The sequence below is a fragment of the Micromonospora sp. NPDC057141 genome (genome assembly GCF_042670805.1).
Taxonomy (GTDB): domain Bacteria; phylum Actinomycetota; class Actinomycetes; order Mycobacteriales; family Micromonosporaceae; genus Micromonospora.
Map to the genome: position 1 here is coordinate 16288 of NZ_JBHUVA010000026.1, position 25421 is coordinate 41708.

General features: G+C 71.8%; 18 protein-coding genes. 8 read left to right on the forward strand and 10 right to left on the reverse strand.

Annotated features, from left to right (window positions below; all coding sequences use genetic code 11):
• Positions 1-14: 14 nt before the first annotated feature.
• Both kdpA and kdpF read right to left on the reverse strand, forming a co-directional pair.
• On the reverse strand, positions 15-1670 hold the full coding sequence (kdpA, locus tag ACFT41_RS15985) for a potassium-transporting ATPase subunit KdpA (protein ID WP_377587730.1): 1656 nt from the start codon (positions 1668-1670) through the stop codon (positions 15-17).
• A complete protein-coding gene (gene kdpF / locus ACFT41_RS15990) occupies positions 1670-1759 on the reverse strand; it encodes a K(+)-transporting ATPase subunit F (RefSeq protein ID WP_377587729.1) in 90 nt (29 codons plus the stop codon). Before kdpF ends, kdpA begins: the two co-directional genes overlap by 1 nt.
• A gap of 449 nt (positions 1760-2208) precedes the next feature.
• Here kdpF and ACFT41_RS15995 point away from each other — a divergent pair, with 449 nt between their 5' ends.
• Together ACFT41_RS15995 and ACFT41_RS16000 are read left to right on the forward strand one after the other, a co-directional pair.
• Positions 2209-4746: an alpha-L-arabinofuranosidase C-terminal domain-containing protein gene (locus tag ACFT41_RS15995; protein ID WP_377587728.1), complete on the forward strand. Its 2538-nt coding sequence runs from the start codon at positions 2209-2211 to the stop codon at positions 4744-4746.
• Between the two features lie 22 nt (positions 4747-4768).
• Entirely contained in the window at positions 4769-6223 is a 1455-nt protein-coding gene (locus tag ACFT41_RS16000; protein WP_377587727.1) for a family 43 glycosylhydrolase, read from the forward strand.
• Positions 6224-6297: 74 nt separating this feature from the next.
• Here ACFT41_RS16000 and ACFT41_RS16005 read toward each other — a convergent pair whose 3' ends face one another.
• From ACFT41_RS16005 to ACFT41_RS16020, 4 genes are read right to left on the reverse strand one after another with little or no spacing between them, the layout of a single operon-like run.
• Complete coding sequence (locus tag ACFT41_RS16005; RefSeq protein ID WP_377587726.1) at positions 6298-6660, reverse strand: hypothetical protein; 363 nt, start codon at positions 6658-6660, stop codon at positions 6298-6300.
• A complete protein-coding gene (locus ACFT41_RS16010; RefSeq protein ID WP_377587725.1) occupies positions 6657-7520 on the reverse strand; it encodes an extradiol ring-cleavage dioxygenase in 864 nt (287 codons plus the stop codon). The genes ACFT41_RS16005 and ACFT41_RS16010 overlap by 4 nt, the downstream gene beginning before the upstream one ends.
• A 16-nt stretch (positions 7521-7536) precedes the next feature.
• Positions 7537-8337, reverse strand: a complete 801-nt coding sequence (locus ACFT41_RS16015; protein WP_377587724.1) for a citryl-CoA lyase — start codon at positions 8335-8337, stop codon at positions 7537-7539.
• A complete protein-coding gene (locus ACFT41_RS16020; protein ID WP_377587723.1) occupies positions 8322-9458 on the reverse strand; it encodes a CaiB/BaiF CoA transferase family protein in 1137 nt (378 codons plus the stop codon). Before ACFT41_RS16020 ends, ACFT41_RS16015 begins: the two co-directional genes overlap by 16 nt.
• 280 nt (positions 9459-9738) lie before the next feature.
• Here ACFT41_RS16020 and ACFT41_RS16025 point away from each other — a divergent pair, with 280 nt between their 5' ends.
• Both ACFT41_RS16025 and ACFT41_RS16030 read left to right on the forward strand, forming a co-directional pair.
• Positions 9739-11187, forward strand: a complete 1449-nt coding sequence (locus ACFT41_RS16025; RefSeq protein ID WP_377587722.1) for an amidohydrolase family protein — start codon at positions 9739-9741, stop codon at positions 11185-11187.
• A gap of 55 nt (positions 11188-11242) precedes the next feature.
• Positions 11243-12046: an IclR family transcriptional regulator C-terminal domain-containing protein gene (locus ACFT41_RS16030; protein ID WP_377587721.1), complete on the forward strand. Its 804-nt coding sequence runs from the start codon at positions 11243-11245 to the stop codon at positions 12044-12046.
• A 364-nt stretch (positions 12047-12410) separates the two neighbouring features.
• Here the strand turns inward: ACFT41_RS16030 and ACFT41_RS16035 are convergent, their stop codons facing one another.
• Together ACFT41_RS16035 and ACFT41_RS16040 are read right to left on the reverse strand one after the other, a co-directional pair.
• Complete coding sequence (locus ACFT41_RS16035; protein WP_377587720.1) at positions 12411-15710, reverse strand: discoidin domain-containing protein; 3300 nt, start codon at positions 15708-15710, stop codon at positions 12411-12413.
• A gap of 36 nt (positions 15711-15746) precedes the next feature.
• Positions 15747-17198 carry a glycoside hydrolase family 43 protein gene (locus tag ACFT41_RS16040; protein ID WP_377587719.1) on the reverse strand — a complete coding sequence of 484 codons (1452 nt, stop codon included), beginning with the start codon at positions 17196-17198 and terminating at the stop codon, positions 15747-15749.
• Between the two features lie 308 nt (positions 17199-17506).
• Here ACFT41_RS16040 and ACFT41_RS16045 point away from each other — a divergent pair, with 308 nt between their 5' ends.
• Positions 17507-18535: a LacI family DNA-binding transcriptional regulator gene (locus ACFT41_RS16045; RefSeq protein WP_377587718.1), complete on the forward strand. Its 1029-nt coding sequence runs from the start codon at positions 17507-17509 to the stop codon at positions 18533-18535.
• A gap of 28 nt (positions 18536-18563) precedes the next feature.
• Here ACFT41_RS16045 and manD read toward each other — a convergent pair whose 3' ends face one another.
• Complete coding sequence (manD, locus tag ACFT41_RS16050) at positions 18564-19772, reverse strand: D-mannonate dehydratase ManD (protein ID WP_377587717.1); 1209 nt, start codon at positions 19770-19772, stop codon at positions 18564-18566.
• The gene (locus tag ACFT41_RS16055; RefSeq protein ID WP_377587716.1) at positions 19769-20821 is read right to left on the reverse strand and encodes an acetylxylan esterase; all 1053 of its coding nucleotides are present in this window, start codon (positions 20819-20821) and stop codon (positions 19769-19771) included. Before ACFT41_RS16055 ends, manD begins: the two co-directional genes overlap by 4 nt.
• A gap of 226 nt (positions 20822-21047) precedes the next feature.
• Between ACFT41_RS16055 and ACFT41_RS16060 the strand changes: the two genes are divergently transcribed.
• From ACFT41_RS16060 to ACFT41_RS16070, 3 genes are read left to right on the forward strand one after another with little or no spacing between them, the layout of a single operon-like run.
• Positions 21048-23444, forward strand: coding sequence for a glycoside hydrolase family 3 N-terminal domain-containing protein (locus ACFT41_RS16060; RefSeq protein WP_377613900.1), 2397 nt, complete (start codon positions 21048-21050; stop codon positions 23442-23444).
• 29 nt (positions 23445-23473) lie between these two features.
• Positions 23474-24469 carry an ABC transporter permease gene (locus ACFT41_RS16065; RefSeq protein ID WP_377588961.1) on the forward strand — a complete coding sequence of 332 codons (996 nt, stop codon included), beginning with the start codon at positions 23474-23476 and terminating at the stop codon, positions 24467-24469.
• Positions 24466-25398: a carbohydrate ABC transporter permease gene (locus ACFT41_RS16070; RefSeq protein WP_377588963.1), complete on the forward strand. Its 933-nt coding sequence runs from the start codon at positions 24466-24468 to the stop codon at positions 25396-25398. The genes ACFT41_RS16065 and ACFT41_RS16070 overlap by 4 nt, the downstream gene beginning before the upstream one ends.
• The last annotated feature ends 23 nt before the right edge of the window (positions 25399-25421 follow it).

Below are 25421 nucleotides of genomic sequence, written 5' to 3' on the forward strand. Positions count from 1 at the left end.
CTCTCTCATGGTGGTCACAGCCCCTCGGCGAGGGGGCCGAGCGCGAGCGCGGGCAGGAAGGTCAGCGCGACCAGGATCACCGTGACGCCGACGACCATCCCGACGAACAACGGCCGGTGGGTCGGCAGGGTCCCCCCGGTGGCGGGGGTGGGCGGCTGGCGGGCCAGGGAGCCGGCCAGTGCGAGCACGAAGATGATCGGCAGGAACCGGCCCAGCAACATGCACAAGCCCAGGGCGGTGTTCCACCACGGCGTGCCGACCGTGATGCCGGCGAACGCGGAGCCGTTGTTGTTGCTCGCCGAGGTGAACGCGTACAGCACCTCGGACAGGCCGTGCGGGCCGGCGTTCAGGGCCGTGGAGTTGTTACCGGTGGCGGACGCCGCCGCCGTCCCGGCCAGCACCAGCGCCGGGGTGACCAGGAAGTACAGCGACGCGAGCTTGATCTCCCGCGCGCCGATCTTCTTGCCCACGTACTCCGGGGTCCGGCCGACCATCAGGCCGGCCACGAAGACGGTGATCACCGCGAGGACCAGCATGCCGTAGAGGCCGGAGCCGACACCGCCGGGAGCCACCTCGCCGAGCATCATGTTGACCAGCGGCATCATCCCGCCCAGGGCGGTGTACGAGTCGTGGAACGAGTTCACCGCGCCGGTGGAGGTGAGCGTCGTCGCCGCGGCGAAGGTCGCCGAGTCCGACACCCCGAAGCGCACCTCCTTGCCCTCCAGCGCGGCCCCGACCGCCTGGGGCACCGTGCCGTGGCCGGCCAGCTCGAAGACGTTGGTCAGGGCGACGCTCGCCACCGCCAGGATCGCCATGACCGCGGCGATGGCGTATCCCTGCCGGTTCTGGCCGACCATCCGGCCGAACACCCGGGGCAGGCTGAACGGGATCGCCAGGAGCAGGAATATCTCCAGCCAGTTCGTCCAGGCCGTCGGGTTCTCGAACGGGTGGGCGCTGTTGACGTTGTAGAAGCCGCCGCCGTTGGTGCCCAGTTCCTTGATCACCTCCTGGCTGGCCACGGGCCCGCCGGTGATCGTCTGGACTGCGCCGGTGAGCGTGGTGACGTCGGTGCCTGCGGACAGGTTCTGCACCACGCCGCCGAGCATCAGCACGAGCGCCCCGAGCACCGAGACGGGCAGCAGGACCCGCAGCGCGATCCGGGTCAGGTCGACCCAGAAGTTGCCCAGTTCGCCCGTACGACCGCGGGCGAACCCGCGGACCAGGGCGACCGCGACGGCGATGCCGACGGCGGCGGAGACGAAGTTCTGCACCGCCAGCCCGGCCATCTGCACCAGGTGTCCCATGGTCGACTCGCCCGAGTACCACTGCCAGTTCGTGTTGGTCACGAACGACACCGCGGTGTTCCACGCCCCGTGCGGCACCACCGGGGCGAAGCCGAGGGACAGCCACAGGTGGTTCTGCACGCGCTGGAACGCGTACAGGAACAGGATCGACACCGCGGAGAAGGCCAGCACCGCGCGGGCGTACACGCCCCAGCTCTGCCCGGCCGCCGGGTCGACCCCGACCAGACGGTAGACGACCTGCTCGACGCGGGCGTGCCGGGTGCCCGCCACCACGCGGTACAGGTAGTCGCCGAACGGCTTGTGGACGGCGACCAGGGCCGCCACGAGCGAGAGTGCGAACAGCACACCGGCTGTCGTCGTGGTCATCAGAACCGCTCCGGGAACAGCAGGGCGATCACCAGGAACACGCCCAGGCCGATCGCCAGCACCAAGCCGACGGCGTTGACGGCGCTCACAGCTTCTCCACGCCCCTCACCACGAGGGCGAGCGCCGCGAACAGCGCCACCGTCACCAGCACGTACCCCAGGTCGGACACGGTCGTTTCCTCCTACCGGACACGGTTGTCGCGACCGTCTTCCGGTCGCGCCGGACAAACACAACCCCCGTCGGCGGCATCCGGCCAGGGCCATAACGCGACCATGACGGCGGCGGGCCGTTTCTTGACGCCGTTTTGACGCAGCGCACCACTTTCGTGATCGCGGTCACCCGTCGGCGGGGCTGCGCGCCGGTCGCGCGCCGGGAAGGCCCGGGAGGCGGCTTCTCGTAACCCGACTATTGACCGGATTTCATCCGCCGGCAATACTCCCCCGTGTTAGCGCTCACATTCAGGGCCGTCCAACCGGGGCGCGGCGCGTCGGGCCCGGCCCCGGCATGCCGGGGCGGTGCCGATGTCCAGGAGGCACACATGTTCCGACCACACCCACTGCTCGGCCTCGCGGCGGCCGCGCTGGTGGCCGCCACCGTCGCCACCGCCGCGCCCGGCCTGGCCAGGACGCCGGCACCCGAGCCCGAATACACCATCACCGTCGACCCGGCCGCGGCCGGCACCCCGATCAGCGACTCCATGTACGGGGTGTTCTTCGAGGACATCAACTTCGCCGCCGACGGCGGGCTCCACGCCGAGCTGGTCCGCAACCGCTCCTTCGAGTTCCTCCCGGCCGACAACCCGTCCTACACCCCGCTGACCGGGTGGACGCCCACCGCCGACGGCGGCGCCGGCACCGCGTCCGCGGCGGACGACGCCGCCCGGCTGCACGAGCGCAACCGCACCTACCTGCGCCTCGACCTCGCCAACACCGGCGGCGGCCGGTACGGCGTGACGAACGCCGGCTACACCACCGGGATCGCGGTGCGCGCCGGCCGCGCGTACGACTTCTCGGTCTGGGCCCGCACCGACGCCGCCGCCGGTACCCCGCTGACGGTGACCCTGCACGACGCCGCCGGCCAGCCCCTCGCCGCGTCCCTGGCCCGCACCGTGCGCGGCGACGGCTGGACGAAGTACACCGGGACGCTGCGGGCGACCCGCACCACCGACGCGGGCCGGCTGTCGGTGCGCGCGGGCGGCACCGGCGTCCTGCGGCTGGACATGGTCTCGCTGTTCCCCCGCGACACCTTCCGCAACCGGCCGAACGGCCTGCGCCGCGACCTCGCCGAGAAGATCGCGGCGCTGAAGCCGGGCTTCGTCCGGTTCCCCGGTGGCTGCCTGGTCAACACCGGCAGCATGTACGGCTACGACGCCGCCTCGAACTGGCCGCGGGCCCGCTCCTACCAGTGGAAGGACACCGTCGGCCCGGTCGAGACCCGCGCCACCAACGCCAACTTCTGGGGCTACAACCAGTCCTACGGCCTGGGCTACTACGAGTACTTCCAGTTCTCGGAGGACATCGGGGCGATGCCGCTGCCCGTCGTCCCCGCCCTGGTCACCGGCTGCGGGCAGAACCGCGCCACCGCCGACGAGGCGCTGCTGCAACGGCACATCTCCGACACCCTGGACCTGATCGAGTTCGCCAACGGACCGACCAGCTCCACCTGGGGCGGCCTGCGTGCGTCGATGGGGCACCCTCGGCCGTTCGGCCTGACCCACCTGGCCGTCGGTAACGAGGAGAACCTTCCGGACGCGTACTTCGCCAACTTCGAGAAGTTCCGCGCCGCTATCGAGACGAAGCATCCCGAGATCACCGTGATCGGCAACTCCGGCCCCGACGACCAGGGCACCACCTTCGACCGGCTCTGGCAGCTCAACCGGGCCGCCGGCGTCGACATGGTCGACGAGCACTACTACAACAGCCCGGCGTGGTTCCTGCAGAACAACACCCGCTACGACTCCTACGACCGCGCCGGCCCGAAGGTCTTCCTCGGCGAGTACGCCTCGCAGGGCAACAAGCTGTCCAACTCGCTGGCCGAGGCGGCGTACATGACCGGTCTGGAGCGCAACGCCGACGTGGTGCGGATGGCCTCGTACGCGCCGCTGCTGGCCAACGTGGACAACGTCCAGTGGCGGCCCGACCTGATCTGGTTCGACAACGACGAGTCGTGGGGGTCCACGAGTTACCAGGTGCAGAAGCTGTTCATGAACAACGTCGGCGACCGGACCGTGCCAAGCCGGGTCACCGGCCCGTCCACCGCGCCGACGCCGATCAACGGCGCGATCGGCCTGTCGACCTGGGCCACCTCCGCCACGTACGACGACGTACGGGTCACCGCTCCCGACGGCACGGTGCTATTCGCCGACGACTTCTCCGCCGGGGCGAACGCCTGGACGCCGCTGGCCAACCGCGGCACCTGGTCGGTGGTCGACGGCGCGTACACGCAGTCGGACACCGGCGCGCAGGACACCCTGGTCAAGGCCACCGACGTCACGGCGAGCGACTACGACCTGACGCTGACCGCCCGCAAGAACGCCGGCGCGGAGGGCTTCCTCATCGCGTTCGGGGTCAAGGACTCCGGCAACTTCTACTGGTGGAACCTCGGCGGCTGGAACAACACCCAGGGCGCGGTGGAGAAGGCCACCAACGGTGCCAAGGAGACCCTGCTCGCCAAGCCCAACCGGATCACCACCGGCACCACGTACGACGTCAAGGTGCAGGTGCGCGGCACCAAGGTCACCCTGTTCCTCGACGGCCAGGAGTGGGCCAGCTTCACCGACGACCGGGTCACCCGCCCGTTCGCCCAGGTCGTCACCCGCGACGACGCCACCGGCGAGCTGATCGTCAAGGTGGTCAACGCCCAGGACAAGGCCGCCGTGACCCGGGTGGACCTGGGCGGGCTGCGGGTGCGCGACCGGGCCCGGATGACCGTGATCACCGGCGACCCGGGCGAGCAGAACACCCGCTCGGCCGAGCCGATCCAGCCGGCCACCCGGACCGTCGGCGGCATCGCCAGCGCCTTCACCCGCACCTTCGCGCCGAACTCCGTCACCTTCCTGCGCATCCGGACCAAGTGAGGTAGCCACGATGACGTACCCGATGAGTCGACGTGTCCTGCTGCGCGGCGGGCTGGGGGTGGCGGCGACCGGCATGGTCGCCGGGCTGTCCTCCGCGGCCACCGCCGGCCCCCGGCCGGGCGTGGCCCGCACCGACGCCGAGGTATACGGCGTCACCACCGTCGACCCGCTGATCACCCAGCGCGCCGACCCGTTCATCACCCGCCCGGTGGCCGGGATGTACTACTTCACCGGCTCGGTGCCGGAGTACGACCGGATCGTCGTACGGGGGGCGTCCACCATCGCCGGCCTGGCCGCCGCGACCGAGTCCGTGGTCTGGCGGCGGCCCGCCAGCGGGAGGATGGCCGGGCACATCTGGGCCCCGGAGCTGCACCGCATCGACGGGCGGTGGTACATCTACTTCGCCGCCGGCGACTCCGACAACGTGTTCCGCATCCGGATGTACGTGCTGGAGTCGGCGCTGGCCGACCCGCGCGACCCCGCCGGGTGGACGCTGCGCGGACAGATCGTCACGGAGTGGGACGACTTCTCTCTCGACGCGACCACGTTCGCCCACGCCGGACGCCGCTACCTGGTGTGGGCGCAGGCCGAGCCGGAGATCGCGGTGAACACGAGCCTGTACATCGCCGAGATGAACACGCCGTGGTCCATCCGCACCAAGCCGGTGCGCATCGCCACCCCGACCCGGGCCTGGGAGACGCAGGGCTTCGCGGTCAACGAGGGCCCGGCGGTTCTCGTGCGCAACGGGCGGGTCTTCCTGACCTTCTCCGCCAGTGCCACGGACGCCCGGTACTGCATGGGCCTGCTGACCGCCGACGCGGGCGCGAACCTGCTGGACAACCGGTCGTGGGTGAAGACCCCCGACCCGGTCTTCGCCACCTTCGAGCAGACGAAACGGTACGGCCCGGGGCACAACTCGTTCACCGTCGCCGAGGACGGCGTGACCGACGTGCTCGTCTACCACGCCCGCGACTACCGCGACATCACCGGCGACCCGCTCTACGACCCCAACCGGCACACCCGGGTGCAACGGCTGTACTGGCACGGCGACGGCTCCCCGCTGTTCGGGGTGCCCGTGGGCGAGGGCGGCCCGATCGTGCGCCTCTCCCCCGCCGACGCCCGCACCGCCTTCGTGCGGCACTGGGAGTACGTGCTACGGGTCGACAAGGGCGTGCGCGAGCTGGCCGACACCCAGTTCCGGTTCGTGCCGGGGCTCGCCGGCACCGGCACCGAGTCGCTGCGGTCGGTCAACTTCCCCGACCGGTACGTCCGGGTCGTCGACGGGACCGTCCAGATCGTCCCGGTGACGGCCGGCGGCCCCGAGGCGACCTCGGCGAGCTTCCGCCGGGTCCCCCGCACCGGTGGCGGCGTCTCCCTCCAGCTCGCCGGCGACGCCAGCGCGTACCTGCGGCACGACAGGGGCCGGCTGATCGTCGGGCCGGCGGCCGGGGACCGGACCACGTTCCTGCTGAGCTGAGCCGGTGCGTGCCGGTGGCCCGGCCGACGTTTCGGCCGGGCCACCGCGTCCACCCCCGGTCCGCCGTCACGCGTTCAGGTCGCGATGTCCGGGTACGGCAGGTCGAAGTGGGCCAGCCGGAGGGCGTACGCCTTCTGGTACTCCAGCGGCTCGGTGTTGTCCCGTTCGAACATGGCGATGAACAGCGTCAGGGTGAGGAACGGGTGGGCGCCCAGCTGGAACAGCGCGACGTGGTCGTGGGCGGTCAGCGCGGCCCGCTCGGCCGGGGTGAACCGCAGCCAGGTGCTGGCCTCGCCGGTGTGGCAGTTGAGCACGGCGTTGGCCCGCTCGGCCTCCCACCACCGCACCAGCCCCTCCGGGTCCTCCCGGTAGCGTTCCACCAGCTCCGGGTCCCGGTCGACGGTGTAGAGGAACTTGTTCAGCAGGTACCTGCTCATGCCGGCGCTCCGTTCGGGTACCAGGTGAAGTACGCCTCCATGGTGTGGAACAGGTCGAGGGTGTCGACGTGGTCGGCCCTGGCGCCCGCGCCCGCCACGCCCATCATCAGCATGAAGTCCATGAAGCCGTGGGTGGCGTTGCCGGGGGCGTGCAGGCTGTCGAGGGTCACCTCGGACAGGCAGCCGTCGAGGTCACCGTTGGCGATCCACTCCACGGCCCGTTGGTCGAACTCGGGGTCGGGGCCGTGCGGGCCGAACTGGCGGGGCCCGCCGAGCTCCAGCGACAGGTGGCCGGTGCCGATGATCGCCACCCGCAGGTGCGACGGCCACGACTCGACGATCTCGCGGATGGCCTGGCCGAGCTGGACGAAGCGCTTCGGCTGCGGCAGCGGCGGGGCGAAGATGTTGGTGTAGATCGGCACGATCGGCAGGTCGGCCTCGGGGCGCAGCGTGACGATCGGGCAGGTGATGCTGTGGTCGATGCGCAGCTCGTTGCTGAACGCCAGGTCGAAGCCGGCGTCCAGGCCGGCGCGCAGGATGTGCCCGGACAGGTCCTCCTGGCCGGCGAGCAACATCCGGGGCAGCCCGAACTCGCGCTCCTCGTTGTACCAGTTCGCGTCGTAGAACGGCGCCTTGCCGACGAGAAACTGCGGCATGTTGTCGAGCCAGAGCTGGTGGAAGTGGTCGGAGCCGACCATCACCAGCACGTCCGGCTTCGCCCTGGTCAGGGTCTGCCGGAAGGCGAGGATCTTGCTGACCCACTCGTCGGCGAAGGGGGGACGGTCCGCGCCGGTGGCGGTGCTGGCCCGGTAGTAGAACGGGTGGTGGGTGGAGGCGATCACCGCGACGACGGTGGCCATGGCGGCTCCTTGACGGTCACATGCTCTCGGGCGGTTGGTAGACGGCGTTGCGGTCGACGGCGAGGTAGACGTCCATGCCGATCGGGTTGCGGCGTTCCTCGGCCAGGTGGCCGAGCAGCCCGGCGGCGCGGGCGAGCAGGGCGAAGCCGCGCAGCAGCTCGACGGGCAGGCCCAGGTCGGCCAGCGCGGCGCCGCACACGCCGGCCCCGTTGAGCGGCAGGGTGCGCCCCAGCACCTGCGGGTGGACCCGGCCGATGGCCTCGAACAGGCGCAGGTGCGGCCCGCGCAGGCCCTCCTCCTCGGCGATGCGGATCAGCACCGGCGTACGCGGGTCCTGCTCCTTGTGCACCGGGTGGCCGAGCCCGGGGACGAAGCGCTTCTCGGCGCGGGCGCGGTGCACCGCGTCGAGGGCGATCGCGTCCCAGTCGCCGGTCTCGGCGGCGGTGGCGGCGTCTCCGGCGGCGGCGATGGTGGTGGCGAGGAAGCGCCCGCAGTCCTCGGTGACGCCGAGGAAGCGGGAGCCGCCGCCGAGCAGGCCGGCGGCGAGGGCGCCCTGGAGGGACTCGGGCGCGCTCAGGTACGTCAGCCGGGCGGCGATCGCGGTCGGGGTGAAGCCGTGGTCGGCGAGCGCCACGAGCACGGCCTCGAAGACACGCACCTCGCCGGAGCTGGGGCGGCGGCCGGCGACCAGCCAGTAGGCCAGCTCGCCGAAGCCGACCGAGCCCATCAGGTCGGCGGCGAGGTCGTGGCCGAGCAGCCGGATGGTGGTCGGGTCGGAGGTGCCGAGGGAGGTGGGGAAGGTCAGCTCGTCAGCCATGCGCGGATCTCCTCGCCATGCTCGTCGAGACCCGGCGGCGGCAGTTCGTAGCGGGCCGGGGTGTCGGAGAAGGTGATCGGGTTGCGGACGCCGGGCATGTCGCCGACGGTGACCACGGGGTCGAGGCCGAGCTCCTCGGCCAGAGCGACCCCGCCGTCGATGGTGTTGATCGGGGCGCAGGGCACCCCGGCGGCGAGCAGGTCGCGGAACCACTCGTCCTTGGTGCGGCGGGCCAGCCGCTCGACAAGGATCGGGCGCAGGGCCTCGCGGTGGGCGGTGCGGTCCTGGTTGCGGCCGAAGCGGGGGTCGTCGGGCAGGTCGAGCAGGTCGAGCACCTGGCACAGCTTGCGGAACTGCCCGTCGTTGCCGGCGATGACGATGAGGTCGCCGTCGGCGGTGGGCAGCGGCTCGTAGGGGAACAGGCTGGGGTGGGCGTTGCCCATCCGGAACGGCACGGTGCCGCCGGCGACGTACCCGCTGCTGTGGTTGACCAGGCCGGACAGCGCCGAGGAGAGCAGGTTGACCTCGACGTGCTGGCCGGTGCCGGTGCGCTCGCGGTGGTGCAGGGCGGCGAGGATGCCGATGCTGGCGTGCAGGCCGGCCATCACGTCGAACACGGAGATGCCGGCCCGGTAGGGCGGGCCGTCGGGGTCGCCGGTGAGGCTCATCAGGCCTGATATCGCCTGGACCATGAGGTCGTAGCCGGGGTAGTTCGCGCCCGCACCGGTGCCGAAGCCGCTGATGGAGGCGTAGACGACGCGGGAGTTGCCGGCGGCGACGGTGTCGTAGTCGAGGCCGAAGCGCTTCAGGCCGCCCGGCCGGAAGTTCTCGATCATGACGTCGGCGCGGGCGGCGAGCCGCCGGGCGACGTCGAGGTCGGCGGGATCCTTCAGATCCAGGGCGATCGAACGCTTGTTGCGGTTGATGCCGAGGTAGTAGGTGGAGACCTCGTCGCGCACCGGTGGCATCCAGGTGCGGGTGTCGTCGCCGGCCGGGCCCTCGACCTTGATCACCTGCGCGCCGAGGTCGGCCAGGAGCATCGTCGCGTACGGCCCGGCGAGGATGCGTGAGAAGTCCGCGACGAGGAGCCCGTCCAGCGGGCCCGACCGTTGCTCCCCCATGACCCGATCACCTCTCGTCGACCGCCATGCGGACAACTGTCCGCCATGTCGCCAGTCTTGCCGCCCACCGGTCCGCTGTCAACGGCCCCATGTTGGCAACATTCCGGACACGCCGCCCGGCAGCAATGCACCGCTTGAGCTATTATGACCGGTACCGAAACATGTTCTTGACATGCCCCGCGGCCCGGAACACACTTGCGCCAATCGGCCCACTGACCGCTGCACGGACACTCGTCCGCAGGATCGGCGGGCCTCGACCCGGGAAGGGGTGGTGGCGGCGATGAGCGCAGTCGACCGGATGGCGGCCGGCCGGCCGGTGGTGTTCCGCAACGGGCTGGTGCTGACCATGGACGACCGGCACACGGTGCTGCCGGACGCCGACGTCCTCGTCGTCGGCGACCGCATCGCGGCCGTCGGCGTCGACCTCGAAGCGCCCGACGACGCGGTCGAGATCGACGCCGCCGGCGGGATCCTCATGCCCGGCATGATCGACACCCACCGGCACATGTGGCAGACGGCCATGCGTGGCTACGGCGCCGACTGGACCCTCACCCAGTACTTCGTCTGGTACTACCTGGACCACGGCCGACTGTTCCGCCCCGAGGACGTCCACGCCGGCAACGTGCTCGCCGCCCTGGAGGCGATCGACGCCGGGGTGACCACCACCGTCGACTGGTCACACGGCCTGCGGACCGTCGACCACGCCGACGCGGCGGCCGACGCCCTCGAATCCGTGCCCGGCCGCTTCGTCCTCGCCTACGGCAACATCCAGCAGGGCCCGTGGGAGTGGGCCACCAGCCCCGAGTTCCGCGACTTCCACCGCCGCCGCATCGACGGGGGCCGGCTCGGCTTCCAGCTCGCCTTCGACGTCACCGGTGACCCGTCGTTCCCCGAGAAGGCCGCCTTCGAGGTCGCTCGGGAACTGGGCGTGCCGGTGACCACCCACGCCGGGGTCTGGGGCGCCACCAACGACGACGGCATCCGGCTCATGCACGAGCACGGCTTCATGACCCCGTCCACCGTCTACGTGCACGCCGCCACGCTCAACCCCGACTCGTACCACCGGATCGCCGCCACCGGCGGCTCCGTGTCGGTGTCCACGGAGAGCGAGCAGAGCGCCGGCCAGGGCTACCCGCCCACCTGGGCGCTGCGCCGGCACGACATCGGCGTGTCCCTGTCGATGGACACCAGCGTCTGGTGGAGCGGCGACCTCTTCTCGGCCATGCGCGCCACCCTCGGCGCGGACCGCGCCCGGGAGCACCTCGACGCGCACGCCCGCCAGGAGACCGTCACCCACGCCCACCTGCGCGCCGAGCACGTCGTCGACTGGGCCACCCGGGGCGGCAGCCGCGCGCTCGGCATGGATTCGCAGGTGGGCAGCCTCCAGGTCGGCAGGAAGGCCGACGTGGTGCTGCTCAAGAACGACGCCTCGCCGGTGATGTTCCCGCTGCTCAACCCGTACGGGCACGTGGCCTTCCAGGCGCAGCGCGGCGACGTGCACACCGTCGTCGTCGACGGCCGGGTGGTCAAGCACGAGCACCGGCTCGTCGGGGTGGACCTGGCCGCCGCGCGGCGCGGGGTCGAGGCGACGGTGTCGTACCTGATGGACGCCATGGGCGAGGAGGCGTGGCACCGGGGCATGAACCCCGACATCCCGGCCACGGCGGTGCTCGACAACCCGTACACGTACACCGAGTGGGACGCCGGCTCGGCCCAGTGGAAGCATTAGCCTGCCGCGCGGGCGCCCGCCCGGGCGGCAGGTCGAGCACGGCGAAGGGAGCCCGATGGCACGCGAGGCGGGACCGGACTTCATCGAGGCCCTGGCCCGCGGGCTCGACGTGCTGCGCTGCTTCCGGCCGGGCCAGGCGGTGATGACGCTCAGCGAGGTCGCGGGTGTCACCGGCCTGGCCCGGCCCACCGTCCGCCGCATCCTGCTCACCCTGGAGGAGCTCGGCTACGTCCGGGTCGCCGACCGGGGGTACGCGCTCACCCCCCGGGTGCTGGAGCTCGGCATGACCTACATCAACTCGCTGACCATGTGGGACGTCGCCCGGCCGCACATGCAGCGGCTCGTCGGGCAGACCGGCGAGTCCACCTCGATGGCCCAGCTCGACGGCGGCGACATCGTCTACGTCGCGCGGGTCGCCGTGCCGAAGATCGTCACCCTGGCGGTGACGATCGGCACCCGCTTCCCCGCCCCCGCCACGTCGATGGGCAAGGTCCTGCTCGCCGCGCTCGATCCCGCCGATCTGGACCGGGTCCTTGCCGAACCGACCCGCTCCGGGGTCGTCTCCCGGTGGCAGCCGGACCGGGCCGAGCTGGGCCGGGCGCTGCGCGACGTGCGGGCCAAGGGATGGGCGCTCGCCGACCAGGATCTCGCCCCCGGCATCCGCTCCGTGGCCACCGGCGTGCGCAACGGCGACGGACGCATCGTCGCCGCACTGAACGTGACCGTGCACGCGGCCGACACCAGCGTGGAGACCCTGGTCGACGAGCACCTGCCGCGCCTGCTGCGCACCGCCGCCGACATCAGCCGCGACTGGGCGATGCGCGACAGCGTCCCGCTGGCCGCGCCCGCCCCCGGCTGAGCGCCCCGGGGCCGGGCCGCCGGTCAGCCGGCGGTGAGCGCCCGGTGCAGGCGGCGCGCCTCGGTCGCCACCCGGCTCGTCCCGCAGCGGCTCGACGGCGCGGGTCAGCTTCACCAGGTTGCCGGCGACCAGGTCCCCCAGCCGCGCGCCCATGCCGACGGCATCGAGCCGGCCGGCGGCGGCCCACGGCGTGGTGCGGAAGCCGCTGAAGAACCAGGGTTCGTCGCGGGCCCGCCGCTGGTGGTCAGCGCGAGGCCAGCCCGGCTCAGGGCGGAGGATCCGAGATACCTGTACGTCTGTTGGGCGCTCACGGGCCCGGACGGTACAAGCTCCCTGCGACACTCCGCCCCTCGCCGGGGTCGGCTCAGCCGAAGGCCTTCACCTCCAGCAGCCCGACGGAGTCCGACCCACTCTGCAGCAGCACGCGCAGCCGGGTGGTGGCGACCGCCGGGAAGGTGACCTGGTTGTACTGGTTGATCGCGACCGGGTAGCCACTCGCGCCGGGCACGTCGGCGTACGCGGTGCCGGTCCAGTACTGGAGCTTCCACGAGGCGGGCAGCCGCACCCCGCCGTTGTCGTCGAAGAAGTAGACCTGCGCCGACCGGAGGGTCTGCGCCGACCCCCAGGTCAGCTCGCCCCACTGCTCACCGGCGTTGGGCCAGGTGCCCCAGCGCGGGTTGACGGTGTCGTTGGACGACGGCGGGTCGACGCTGTCGTTGAGCGCGGCGACGCTCTCCCAGGGCGAGGTGTAGGACGCCGACGGGGTCGCCGTGGCGGCCAGGTTGGTCGCCGGGCCGGGCCCCGGGTCGGTGCCGCCGCGCTGGAACACCTTCAGCTCGGTCAGCCCGGTGCGGGCCCCGGCGGCGTGGGTGACCTCCACCCGCAGCCGCTGGGTGGCGACGGGGGTGAACCGTACCCGGTTGTAGTTCGCCCGGGGGGTGCCGGGCGTGCGGGCCTGGGCCGCCGCCGTGACCCAGGCGGTGCCGTCGTAGTACCGCACCGTGTACGACGCGGGCGCGCGGTAGCGGTTGCCGGCCCGGTCGTCGCGGAAGTAGAGCCACACGTCGTCGACGGTGCGGGTCTGCCCGAGGTTGACCTCGTACCAGTCGGTGGCGTTGGGCGAGCCGGAGCTGCCCCAGATCGGCTCGTTGATCGGGAACCCGTCGACCGCCGCAGCCGTCGAGGTGCCCGACGCGGTGTACGACGCGCTCGTGCTCGCGCCCTGGGCAAGGTTTGGCCGGGTGTCGGTCAGGTCGGCGCCGGCCTTGGCGAACATGTCCACCATCCGGGCCCCGGACTGGGTGACGGCCTGCGGGGTGCGCAGCCCGGCCACCGTCGTGCTGTGGGTGGCGGTGCCGCCCGCCGGCAGGTCGACCGTGCCGGTGGCCGGATCGTAGACCGCCTTGGTCAGCCGGTCGACGGTGAACGCCCGGGTGCCGTCGAGGTAGACGGAGTAGCCCTGCGGGACGCCGGGGTAGCGGGTCACGCCGTCGGCCGGGTCGTCCCAGACGATGCTGAGGTCCATGTTGCGGTAGCGCAGGTTGTTGACCGCGAAGTGGGACCAGCCGATGCCGATCGGCGACAGTTCGATCCTCGCGTCGGTGCGGGGGCGCAGGCCGGCGACGTCCTCGATGACGGTCCAGTTGCTGCTGCCGAGGATGTTGTGGTGGATCCAGGACCGGTAGTCGATGTTCCTGGTCCCGGCGTTCCAGTCGGCCCAGAACTCGTTGGCGTCGGGCCACTGGGTGTTGCCGCCGATGTACTGCGCCCAGGCGTTCCAGTACAGCAGCTTCTTGTAGTCCTCCGCCGTCATCCACTGGTTGGGGTAGTTGCGCAGCACCGAGGAGTAGAGCCGGAACTGCACGGTGGAGTTGATGGTGGAGAAGTTGTTGCTGCCTGGCTCGCCGGCCGCGGCGGCGGCGGCCTTGTCCTTCTGGTTGGCGGTGAAGAACGGGAAGACCGGGTACTCGGCGGGGTCGGCGAACAGCCGCAGGGCCTGCCGGTACTGCTCGGTGTTGGGCATCAGCCCCACCGTGTACGGGTAGTAGTTGTTGATCTCCTTCCACGGCACGTGGGTGTTGGTGGTCACGTGCTTGTGCTCCAGCAGCTGCCGCGACGGGTTCCACAAGGTGTTGACCACCCCGGTGCGGATCCGCTCGGCGAGGGCCTGCATCTCGTTGGCCTTGGCGGTGTTGCCGACCAGGGTGTACGCCTGCTGCGCGGCGACCGCGCCGCTGTAGACGTATGCGGTCTCGGCCCGGTCGAGGTTGCCGGCGCGCCAGTGGAACGACACGGCGTCGGCGTCGTTGCCGGTCATCGCGCCCCAGTCGTACTCGATGACGCCGTTGTTGTTGGTGTCGTAGGTGGCGAGCTGCCCCTTGACGTCGCCCTCGGCGTAGCGGGCGAGGTTGCCGGCGATGACGGGCTGGCCGCCGTGGATCTGGTAGCTGCGCCAGGCCGCCTCGGCGATGTACTGGGTGTAGGAGTTGGACCAGTTCTCCGGGTCGCCGGGGTTGTCCATGAACCGGCCGCCCTTGGAGCTCTGCCCGACCGACAGCCACGGCCCGTACGAGTAGACGGGGTCGCGCAGGTACTTCAGGTCGTCGATGTGCATCGGCTGGGTCAGCGCGATCGCGTTGTTGTAGCCGGTGACGCCCTCGATGGAGACGGGGAACTGGAAGTCCTGCCCGGGGATGTCGACGTCGAGGTAGTTGTACCGCATCAGCCACCAGCGGTAGTACACGCTCTTCTTGATCGCCGGGTCGGGCACGTCGATGTACGGGATGTTCTCGGCCCACCAGCGGTTGTAGTCGCGCACGTGGGTGGTGAACGCCGTCGCCGCCGAGTAGGTGCGGTAGGTGTCGTACTCGGTGCGGGACTCGGGGATCTCGTCGGTGACGAAGCCCAGCACCACCTTGGTGGTGACGCTCTGGCCGGCGGCGAGGGTGACCGACCGGTCGAGCCCGGCGCCGTTGACGGTGAAGCCCTCGCCGGCCAGCCGGGGCCGGATGGTGGTCAGGTTGTTCTTGACCTGCCGGCTGCCGGTCACCTCGCTGCCGCTGGCGGTGGTCGCGTACGGCGAGGTGGCCCGCAGGTTGAGGGTGGTGGCCGCGGAACCGGTGTTGGTGAGGGTGAGGTTGGTGACGGCGACGTTGTGGTGGGTGACGAACTTGGTCTGCTCGACCCGCACGGCGCCGCTGGTGAACACACCCTTGTAGTGGCTGGGGGCCTGCCAGCGGCTGGCCACCTGCTCGGTGAAGGTGCCGGGGCCGATGGTGACGGAGTAGGCGTTCTGGTTGCCGAGGGTGTCCCAGTATGCCGCGTCGCCGCCGAAGCCGATCACGCCCGGATTGTGGGTGCGCATGAAGAAGCCGCGGCCACGGGTCATCAGCCAGGTGCCGGCCGGGTCGTTGCCGGGTCGGGCGAGCAGCCGGTCCATCCAGAAGTCGGTGCCGCCGCTCTCGGCGTCGTAGATGGCCCGCATGGTGCTGCCGGTGGAGTAGCCGACCGGCGGGGCGGGCACCGCCGGGCCGGTGAACGTGGGGTAGCCGATGGTCTGTGCCGCCTGGGCGGCGGTGGCCGGGACGGTCAGCGCGCCGACGGCGAGCACGGCGGCCAGCACGCGCGCTGTCGGGGCCCGACCACGGCTGAGGGCACGGAACACGATGTCAACCTCCGGGGGGACGGGTCGGTGGTGGGGTCAGGGCTGGTAGGCCAGCCACTCCAGCAGGCCGGTGGAGTAGCCGGTACGGGAGGTGAAGACCAGCCGCAGCCGGGTGGTGCTCACCGTGGAGAAGGTGGTGACGTTGTACGTGTCGGCGGCGACTCCGCACGCGGACTGCCCGGGCACGGGGACGAAGGCGCTGCCGTCGAAGTACTGCACCTGGCAGGAGGCGGGCAGGTCGATGCCCTGGTTGTCGTCGAACCAGTACGCGGCGGTCCGGTTCACCGAGCGGGCCGACGGCCAGGCGTACTCGACCCACTGGGTGCCCTGCTCGGGCCAGTTGCCGTACGCGAGATTGGCGCGGTCGCCGGAGTTGGCCGGGACGCCGCCGTTGTTGATCGCCGCGAGGGTCTCCCAGGACGAGACGTACGAGGTCGACGCGGTGGCCGACGGGCCGAGGTTGGTGCCGGCCGGCGGGCCGCCGGGGGTGCCGGGGTCGCCGCCGCTGGGGTTGGGCGGCGGGCCGGTGGTGGTCTGCACGACCTTCTGCATGGTGCCGTCGGCGTTGAAGGAGAGCCGGTCGACGGCCACCGAGCGGCGGAAGTTGCCGCCGCCGGGCGCGTTCGCGTTGTGGTACACCATGTACCACTGGCCGTTGAACTCGACGACCCCGGCGTGGTTGGTGGTGGAGGAGACCCGGTCGAGCACGACGCCCCGGTGGGTCCACGGCCCGAGCGGGCTGGTGGCGGTGGCGTAGCGCTGGCAGGCGTAGTTGGTGTCGGTCACGCAGCCGTTGGTGTCGTTGGCGGCGTACATCATGTAGTAGAGGCCGTTGCGCTTGAACATCCAGGGCGCTTCCCAGTAGTTGGTCAGGCCCTGCGGGGTGACGACCGCGCCGTCGAGTTCGATCATGTTGGGCTTGAGCTTCGCGGCGCGCACGCCCCAGTAGCCGCCCCAGTAGATGTACGCCTGGCCGTCGTCGTCGACGAAGACCGTCGGGTCGATGTTGAGGCCGGAGGAGTTCGGGGTGCTGTCGCTGATCAGCGGGCCGCCCTTGGCGTCGGTGAACGGGCCGAGTGGGGTGTCGCCGACGGCGACGCCGATGTCCATCCAGCCGGCCCCGTTGCCGTTGACGGAGGTGTACCAGTAGTACCTGCCGTTGCGGGGCTCGACCTCGCCGGCCCAGGCGTCGGCGCCGGCCCAGCGGAACGTGCCGACGTTGGCGCGGGGGCCGTTGTCGGTCCAGGTGGCCGCGTCGGTGGAGGAGAGCACCCGCCACTCGCGCATGACGAAGTTGTTGGTGCCGGTGGGTGCCTCGTCGCGGCCGGCGTAGATGTACATGGTGTTGCCGACGACGAGCGGTGCCGGGTCGGCGGTGTAGACGCTGGTGATGATGGGGTTGGCGGCGTGCGCTGGCGCGGCGGCGACGGCCGCGCCGAGGACGGTGAGCGCGGTGGCGGCGGCGAGGAGCCGCCATCTGACGGACATGGAACCCTCCTTCAATCGATGATCATCTATATTTTGACGCCCAGGTCGGCCCGCTCCCCCGGGCAGGGGCCGCCCGGACGACAGCGGGCCCGGAGCCCGGGGTCGGAGGTGCCGGCCAGCGACCCCGGGCGGTCCGTGGCGGCACCACGGCGGTGGACATCCGCGTAGAGGCCACGATGGACCACGAAAACCTTTTCGGCAAGATAACGACGTGGATAAATTTGTATGTCATCGAAGGGCTACCCGGGGCCCTGGACACGCTCTAGAGTCCGATAGGGTTTTTCGAAACTCTTTCGGGAAGGACAGCGGTGGGCAGACAACGGTCCCGATCGGTGACCCTCAGCGACGTGGCGCGCCTGGCGGGGGTTTCGGTCGCCACCGCATCCAAGGCGATCAACGCACGCAGCGAGGTCGCCCCGGCCACCCGGGAGCGCGTGCTCCGGGCCGCCGCCGAGCTGTCGTTCCAACCCAACGTGCTGGCCCGCGGCCTGATCTCGGGGCGCACCAAGACGATCGGCCTGCTCACCGACGAGCTGGGCGGCCGGTTGTCCATCCCGATCCTGCTCGGCGCGGAGAACGCCCTCGCCAACGAGCAGATGTCCGTGCTGCTCTGCGACGCCAGAGGCGACGCCATCCGGCGGCGGCACCACATCCACGCCCTGCTCGCCCGCCAGGTCGACGGGTTCATCGTGCTGGGCGACAGCAACGACCTGCGCCCGTCGCTCACCCGGGACATCCCGGTCCCGGTGGTCTACGTGTACGGCGAGTCGGACGCCCCGGGCGACCTGTCGGTCCTGGCCGACGACGAGGGCGGCGCGCGGCTCGCCATGGAGCACCTAGTCGGCCAGCGCCGCCGGCGGATCGGGCACATCACCGGCCCGCAGGGCTACCGGGCCGCCCGGGACCGGGTCACCGGGCTGCGGGCGGTGCTCGACGGCCACGGCCTGCCCCTGGCCGGCGGCGAGCCGCTGCACGGCGAGTGGAGCCAGCGGTGGGGCCGGCACGCCGCCCGCGTGCTGCTCGCCGCCGACCCCGAGGTCGACGCGATCTTCTGCGGCAACGACCAGATCGCCAGCGGCGCCGCCGAGTCCGTCCGGGACCTCGGCCGACACGTCCCCGACGACATCGCGATCGTCGGCTACGACAACTGGGAGGTCTTCGCCGCCGACTGCCGCCCGCCCCTGACCACCGTCGACCTCAACCTCGAACAGCTCGGCGCGACGGCGGTGACGCACCTGTTCGCCGCGCTCGACGGCCGGCTGACCCCGGGCGTGATCCGGCAGCCGGGCCGGCTCGTCGTGCGCGAGTCCACCGGCCCGCCACCCGCCCGCCGGTGACCCGCCCCCGTCGGGCCGGCACGCCGCGTCACCAGGGGTGCAGCGTGCCGTCCTCCAGCCGGTTGACCGGCAGGTACGCCGGGGAGTACGGATAGCGGGCCGCAGCCTCCTCGTCGATGTCCACCCCGAGCCCCGGCGTCTCGGCCGGGTGCAGGTAGCCGTCGGCGAAGTGGTAGCCGCGCGGGAAGACCGCGTCGGTCTCCTCGGTGTGCCGCATGTACTCCTGAAGGCCGAAGTTCGGGATCGCGATGTCCAGGTGCAGCGCGGCGGCCAGGCAGACCGGCGACAGGTCGGTGGCCCCGTGCGAGCCGCTGCGCACGTGGTGCAGCGCGGCGTAGTCGAAGATGCGCCGCAGGTGGGTGATGCCACCGGCGCGGACCACCGTCGTGCGGACGTAGTCGATGAGCTGCTCGCGGATCAGCGTGGTGGCGTCCCAGACGGAGTTGAACACCTCTCCGGTGGCGATCGGCGTGGTGGTGTGCTGCCGGATGAGCCGGAAACCCTCCTGGAACTCGGCGGGGACCGGGTCCTCCAGCCAGGTCAGCGCGTACGGCTCCAGGCTGCGGCCGAGCCGGGCCGCCTCGATGGGGGTGAGCCGGTGGTGCACGTCGTGCAGCAGCCGCAGGGTCGGGCCGAACTCCTCGCGGACCCGGGCGAACACGCCGGGGGTGTGGGCCAGGTAGCGGGCCGTCGACCAGACCGTCTCGGTGGGCAGCGCCGCGTCGGCCGGCTCGTAGAACATCTTGTCGGCGCTGACCCCGTACGTCCTGGCCAGCCCCGGCACGCCGCACTGCACCCGCACCGCCCGGTAGCCGAGGTCCACGAAGCGGGCGACCTCGGCCAGCACCTCGTCCACCGTCTCGCCGTTGGCGTGGCCGTACACGGTGACGCCCTCGCGGGACCGGCCGCCGAGCAGCTGGTAGACCGGCAGGCCGGCGACCTTGCCCTTGATGTCCCACAGGGCGGTGTCCACCGCCGCGACCGCGCTCATGGTGACCGGGCCGCGCCGCCAGTACGCCCCCTGGTAGAGGTACTGCCAGGTGTCCTCGATCCGGGCCGGGTCGCGCCCGATCAGCAGCGGCACGACGTGCTCGCGCAGGTACGCCTCGACGGCCAGCTCACGGCCGTTGAGGGTGGCGTCGCCGACCCCGGTGACCCCCTCGTCGGTGACGATCTTCAGGGTGACGAAGTTGCGTCCCGGGCAGGTGACGATGACCCGGGCGTCGACGATCCTCACGCGGTCTCCTCCGTCGTCTCGGTGGCGGCCCCCTCGGCGGGTCCGGTGGCGTCGCCCGACGCGGCGAACACCGGGGCGAGCCACGCCAGCTGGCGGCGGACCTGCACCGCCTCCCCTCCCTCGTGGCCGTTGAACGGGTAGGCGTGCATCACCCGCGCCGGCGGTTCCGGGCGGCCGTTGGCGGCACCGTACTGGTTGTAGGCGGCGAACGCGGTGCTCGGCGGGCACACGGTGTCGCGCAGGCCGACGCCGAAGTGCGCCGGCGCGACGGCCCGGCGGGCGAAGGTGACGCCGTCGACGTAGGACAGGGTGCGCCGCACCGCGTCCTCGGCCGTCCGGTCGGCGGCGAGGTAGCGGGCGATCTCGCCGTACGGCTCGGCGTCGGTGATCTCGATGGCCCGCTGGACGTGGCACAGGAACGGCGCGGTGGTGATCAGGGCCGCCAGGTCGCCGACAAGGCCCGCCACCGCGAGGGCGATCCCCCCGCCCTGGCTGTTGCCGGCGGCGACGACCCGGCCGGGGTCGACGCCCGGCAGCGCGCGGGCTGCCTGCACGGCCCGCACGGCGTCGGTGATCAGCCTCCGGTAGTAGTAGTCCTCGGGCGCGAGGATGCCCCAGGTCACCGGCCAGGGGCCCCCGGGTGCGCCGGCGCGGGGATCGGGGGTGTCGCCGGGCCCGTGCTGGCCGGACTGGCCCCGGGCGTCCATCAGCAGGTGCGCGTAGCCGGCCACCGGCCAGGTGAGGCGCTCGTGCGGCAGGCCCCGGCCACGACCGTAGCCGACGTACTCCACGACGACGGGCAGCGGCCCGTCCGTCCCGGCGGGACGGGTGTACCAGGCCCGCACCGGGTCCCCGGCGTAGCCGGCGAACGTGACGTCCCAGCTGTCGACCAGCCGCAGGTGGTTCGGCTCGGGTCGGACGTCGACGAGCACGGGGTGCTCGGCCGCCGCCGCGAGGGTGGCGCGCCAGAACGCGTCGAAGTCGGTGGGCTCGGCCACGGTGGGGGCGTACCGCCGCAGCTGGTCGAGGGGCAGGTCGAACTGGGGCATGGATCCTCTCCGAAATTTTCGAGGACTGTAACACGCAGGACGCCCGGGTACGATGACCTCCGTCGATCCGTCTCGGGCGGGGGGAGCCTTGACACGCCCATTTAAGGCCCTTAAGTTGCCCGAAATAGGGCACGCGATAGTTTCCGAAATTTTCGGATCGCGCTCGTCGTAGCAGGTCGTCGCGGGCGGCCGGGGAGAACCCGGGGTCCGACTGAAGGGGTGTGGCATGAACAGTCAGCTGCCCGTCCACGACGCGGAGACGTCCCCGGACGTCGCGCGGTGGCGCAACCCGCGGCTGGGCCCGACCGAGCGCGCCGACGCCCTGCTGCCGCTGATGTCGCTGGAGGAGAAGATCGCCCAGCTGGCCGGGGTGTGGGTCGGCGCCGACGCCTCCGGCGAGGGGGTCGCGCCGCACCAGTCGGAGATGGTCGGTGGCGAGCTGCGATGGAGCGACGTCATCCGGCACGGGCTGGGCCAGCTGACCCGGCCGTTCGGCACCGCGCCGGTCGACCCCGTGGCCGGCGCGCGCTCGCTGGCCGCGGCCCAGGCCGAGATCGTGGCGACGAGCCGGTTCGGCATCCCGGCGCAGGTGCACGAGGAGTGCCTCACTGGCTTCGCCGCCTGGCGCGCGACCGTCTATCCGGCACCGCTGTGCTGGGGCGCGGCCTTCGACCCGGAGCTGGTCGAGCAGATGGCCGGCCACATCGGCCGGTCGCTTCGGGCGGCCGGGGTCCACCAGGGCCTGGCGCCGGTGCTCGACGTGACCCGCGACTACCGGTGGGGCCGCACCGAGGAGACCATCGGCGAGGACCCGTACCTGGTCGGGACGACCGGCGCGGCGTACGTGCGGGGCCTGGAGAGCGTCGGCGTCGTGGCCACCCTCAAGCACTTCGCGGGATACTCGGCCTCGCGCGGCGGCCGCAACCTGGCCCCGGTGTCGATGGGCCGCCGGGAGCTGGCCGACGTCGTCCTGCCGCCGTTCGAGATGGCGCTGCGCCTCGGTGGCGCCCGTTCGGTGTTGCACTCCTACACCGAGATCGACGGCCTGCCCGTGGCCGCCGACGAGGGCCTGCTGACCCGGCTGCTGCGCGACGAGTGGGCCTTCACCGGCACCGTGGTCGCCGACTACTTCGCGGTGCGCTTCCTCCAGGCGCTGCACGGGGTCGCCGCCGACGCCGCCGACGCGGCCCGGCTCGCCCTTCGCGCCGGCATCGACGTCGAGCTGCCTTCCGTGGACGCGTTCGGTCCCCCGCTGGTCGAGGCGGTCCGCGCCGGCGAGGTCGACGAGGCGCTGATCGACCGGGCGCTGCGCCGGGTGCTGACGCAGAAGATCGAGCTGGGCCTGCTCGACCAGGGCTGGCAGCCGCTGCCCGACGGCGCCGACGAGCTGCGCCTCGACGACCCCGCCGGCCGGGAGGTGGCCCTGCGCCTGGCCCGGGAGTCCGTGGTCCTGCTGCGCAACGACGGCGGGCTGCTGCCGCTGGACGCCCACCGCCGCGTCGCGCTCGTCGGCCCGGTCGCTGACGACCCGATGGCGATGCTCGGCTGCTACTCGTTCCCCGTCCACGTGGGGGTGCGCCACCCCGAGCACGGCCTCGGCGTGGAGCTGCCCTCCCTGCGCGAGGCCCTCGGCGGCCGGCTCCCGGGCCTCACCTACTCCCCCGGGTGCGCCGTCACCGGCGACGACACGTCCGGCTTCGCCGCGGCCGTCGCGGCGGCCACCGCGGCCGACGTGTGCGTGCTCGCCGTCGGCGACCGCTCCGGGCTGTTCGGCCGCGGCACGTCCGGCGAGGGCTGCGACGCCACCGACCTGCGGCTGCCCGGGGTGCAGCCCGACCTGGTCCGGGCCGTGCTCGCCACCGGCACGCCCGTGGTGCTGGTGCTGCTGGCCGGGCGGCCGTACGCGCTCGGGCCCGAGGTCGACGCCGCCGCGGCCGTCGTGCAGGCGTTCTTCCCCGGCCAGCGCGGCGGGCAGGCCCTCGCCGAGGTGCTCACCGGCGCGGTGAACCCGTCCGGGCGGCTGCCCGTCAGCGTGCCCCGGGACGCCGGTGGCCTGCCGTCGACCTACCTCACCCCCACGCTGGGACGCCGGTCGGAGGTGTCGTCGGTCGACCCCACCCCGGCGTTCCCGTTCGGCCACGGGCTGAGCTACACGACGTTCGAGTGGAGCGACGCGGGCGTACGCGGGGTCGACGACGCCCCCGCCGCCGACGCCGGGCGCCTCGACTGGGCGGTCGACGGCGAGGTCGAGGTCGACGTCACGGTCCGCAACACCGGCACCCGGGCCGGCGCCGAGGTCGTCCAGCTCTACCTGCACGACCCGGTCGCGCAGACCACCCGGCCGGTGGTCCGCCTGGTCGGCTACGCCCGGGTTCCGCTCGCACCGGGCGAGAGCGCACGGGTGACGTTCCTGGTGCCCGCCGACGTCACGTCGTTCACCGGGGCGCACGGCCAGCGCGTCGTCGAGCCCGGCGACGTGGAGCTGCGGCTCGGCCGGTCCAGCGGCGCGGTCGCCGCCGCCCTCCCGTTGCGCCTCGTGGGCCCCGAACGCGCGGTCGGCCACCAGCGTCGGCTGGTGTCGACCGCGCGCGTCACCCCCGCCGCCGTCCCGCAGTCCGCCTAGGCACCTCCGTCCCGTCCTGGAGGCCGTCGATGACCACCCCCGACATCCTGAACCCGCCATCGCCACCACCGACGCCGACGGCCATCGCGTCGGCGGGCCACCCCGCCCGCCGCCGGGGGCGGCGCCGCACCTGGCGACAGGCCCTGCGCAAGGACTGGCAGCTCTACTCCCTCGCCATCCTGCCGCTGCTGTTCTTCCTGGTCTTCCGATACCTGCCGATGGCCGGCAACGTGATCGCCTTCCGGCGGTTCTCCCCCGGCGGCAGTGTGTTCGGCGAGACCTGGGTGGGCCTGCGCTACGTACGCCTGTTCCTGGCCGACCCGACGTTCTGGGAGGTGTTCACCAACACCCTCGTGCTGGGGACGCTGACCCTGCTGTTCTGCTTCCCCCTGCCCATCGTGCTGGCGCTGCTGCTCAACGAGGTCCGCGCCCGCCGGCTCAAGCGGTTCGTGCAGTCGGTGTCCTACCTGCCGCACTTCCTGTCGATCGTGATCGTGGCCGCCATGGTCATGCAGCTGACCTCGATGGACGGGACGGTCAACCAGATCGTCCGCGGCCTCGGCGGCGACGCCGTGCCGTTCCTGCAACAGCCGGAGTGGTTCCGCACGATCTACGTCTCCTCCGAGGTCTGGCAGACCGTCGGCTGGGGCACCATCCTCTATCTCGCCGCGCTCACCACGATCGACGAGAACCTCTACGAGGCGGCCCGCATCGACGGGGCGAACCGGTGGCGGCAGACCTGGCACGTGACGCTGCCCGGCATCCGGCCCACGATGGTGACGCTGCTGATCCTCAACATCGGCACGTTCATGGCGGTCGGGTTCGAGAAGATCCTGCTGCTGTACAACCCGCTGACCTACTCGACCGCCGACGTGATCTCCACATACCTCTACCGGATGGGCTTCGAGTCCAGCAACTTCAGCTACGCCGCCGCGATCGGGCTGTTCGAGGCCGTGATCGGGCTGACCCTGGTGCTGTCGGCGAACGTCATCTCCAAGCGCACGGTGGGGACGAGCCTGTGGTGACCGTGGAAACCGGCGAAACCGGCGAGACCCGGCGGGCGCCCCGCCGGCCGAAGGGCCCCCGCCCGACCCGGGGATACCGGGTCTTCCAGGCGGTCAACGCCGTCATCCTCACCGGCGTCGTGATCTTGACGCTGTACCCGTTCGTCAACATCGTGGCCCGCTCGCTCAGCGACGAGGCGTACATCATCGCCGGGAGGGTCAACCTCGTCCCGCGCGGGTTCGACCTGACGACGTACCAGCTGGTGATGTCCGACGCGCTGTTCTGGACGAACTACCGCAACACGGTGGTCTACACGGTCGTCGCCACGGCCATCTCCATCGTGCTGACCACCTGCTACGCGTACGTGCTGTCGAAGCCTCGGCTCAAGGGACGCGGCGCGCTCGTCGGCATCGCCGTGTTCACCATGTTCTTCTCCGGCGGGCTGATCCCCAACTACGTGCTGATCACCAGCCTGGGTATGAAGAACACCATCTGGGCCGTCGTCGTGCCCAACGCCATCAACGTGTTCAACCTGCTGGTGATGAAGGCGTTCTTCGAGAGCCTCCCGGAGGAACTGGAGGAGGCCGCCGCCGTCGACGGCCTGAACACGTACGGGACGCTGCTGCGGATCGTGCTACCGCTGTCCAAGGCCATCATCGCCACGATGGTGCTGTTCTACGCGGTGTCCTTCTGGAACTCGTGGTTCACCGCGTTCCTCTACCTGGACCAACAGGAGATGTTCCCGGTGACCGTCTACCTGCGCAACCTCATCGCGGGGGCCACCGGCGCCCAGTCGGCCGGCGGCGTCGCCGAAGCCGACGCCGTCCAGGCCGCCGCGACGTTGCAGGCGGTGACCATCGTGCTGACCACCCTGCCCATCCTGGCGGTCTATCCCTTCATCCAGCGCTACTTCGTGTCGGGCGTGATGCTCGGCGCGGTCAAGGGGTAGCCCGACGAGGCTCCCCCACCACC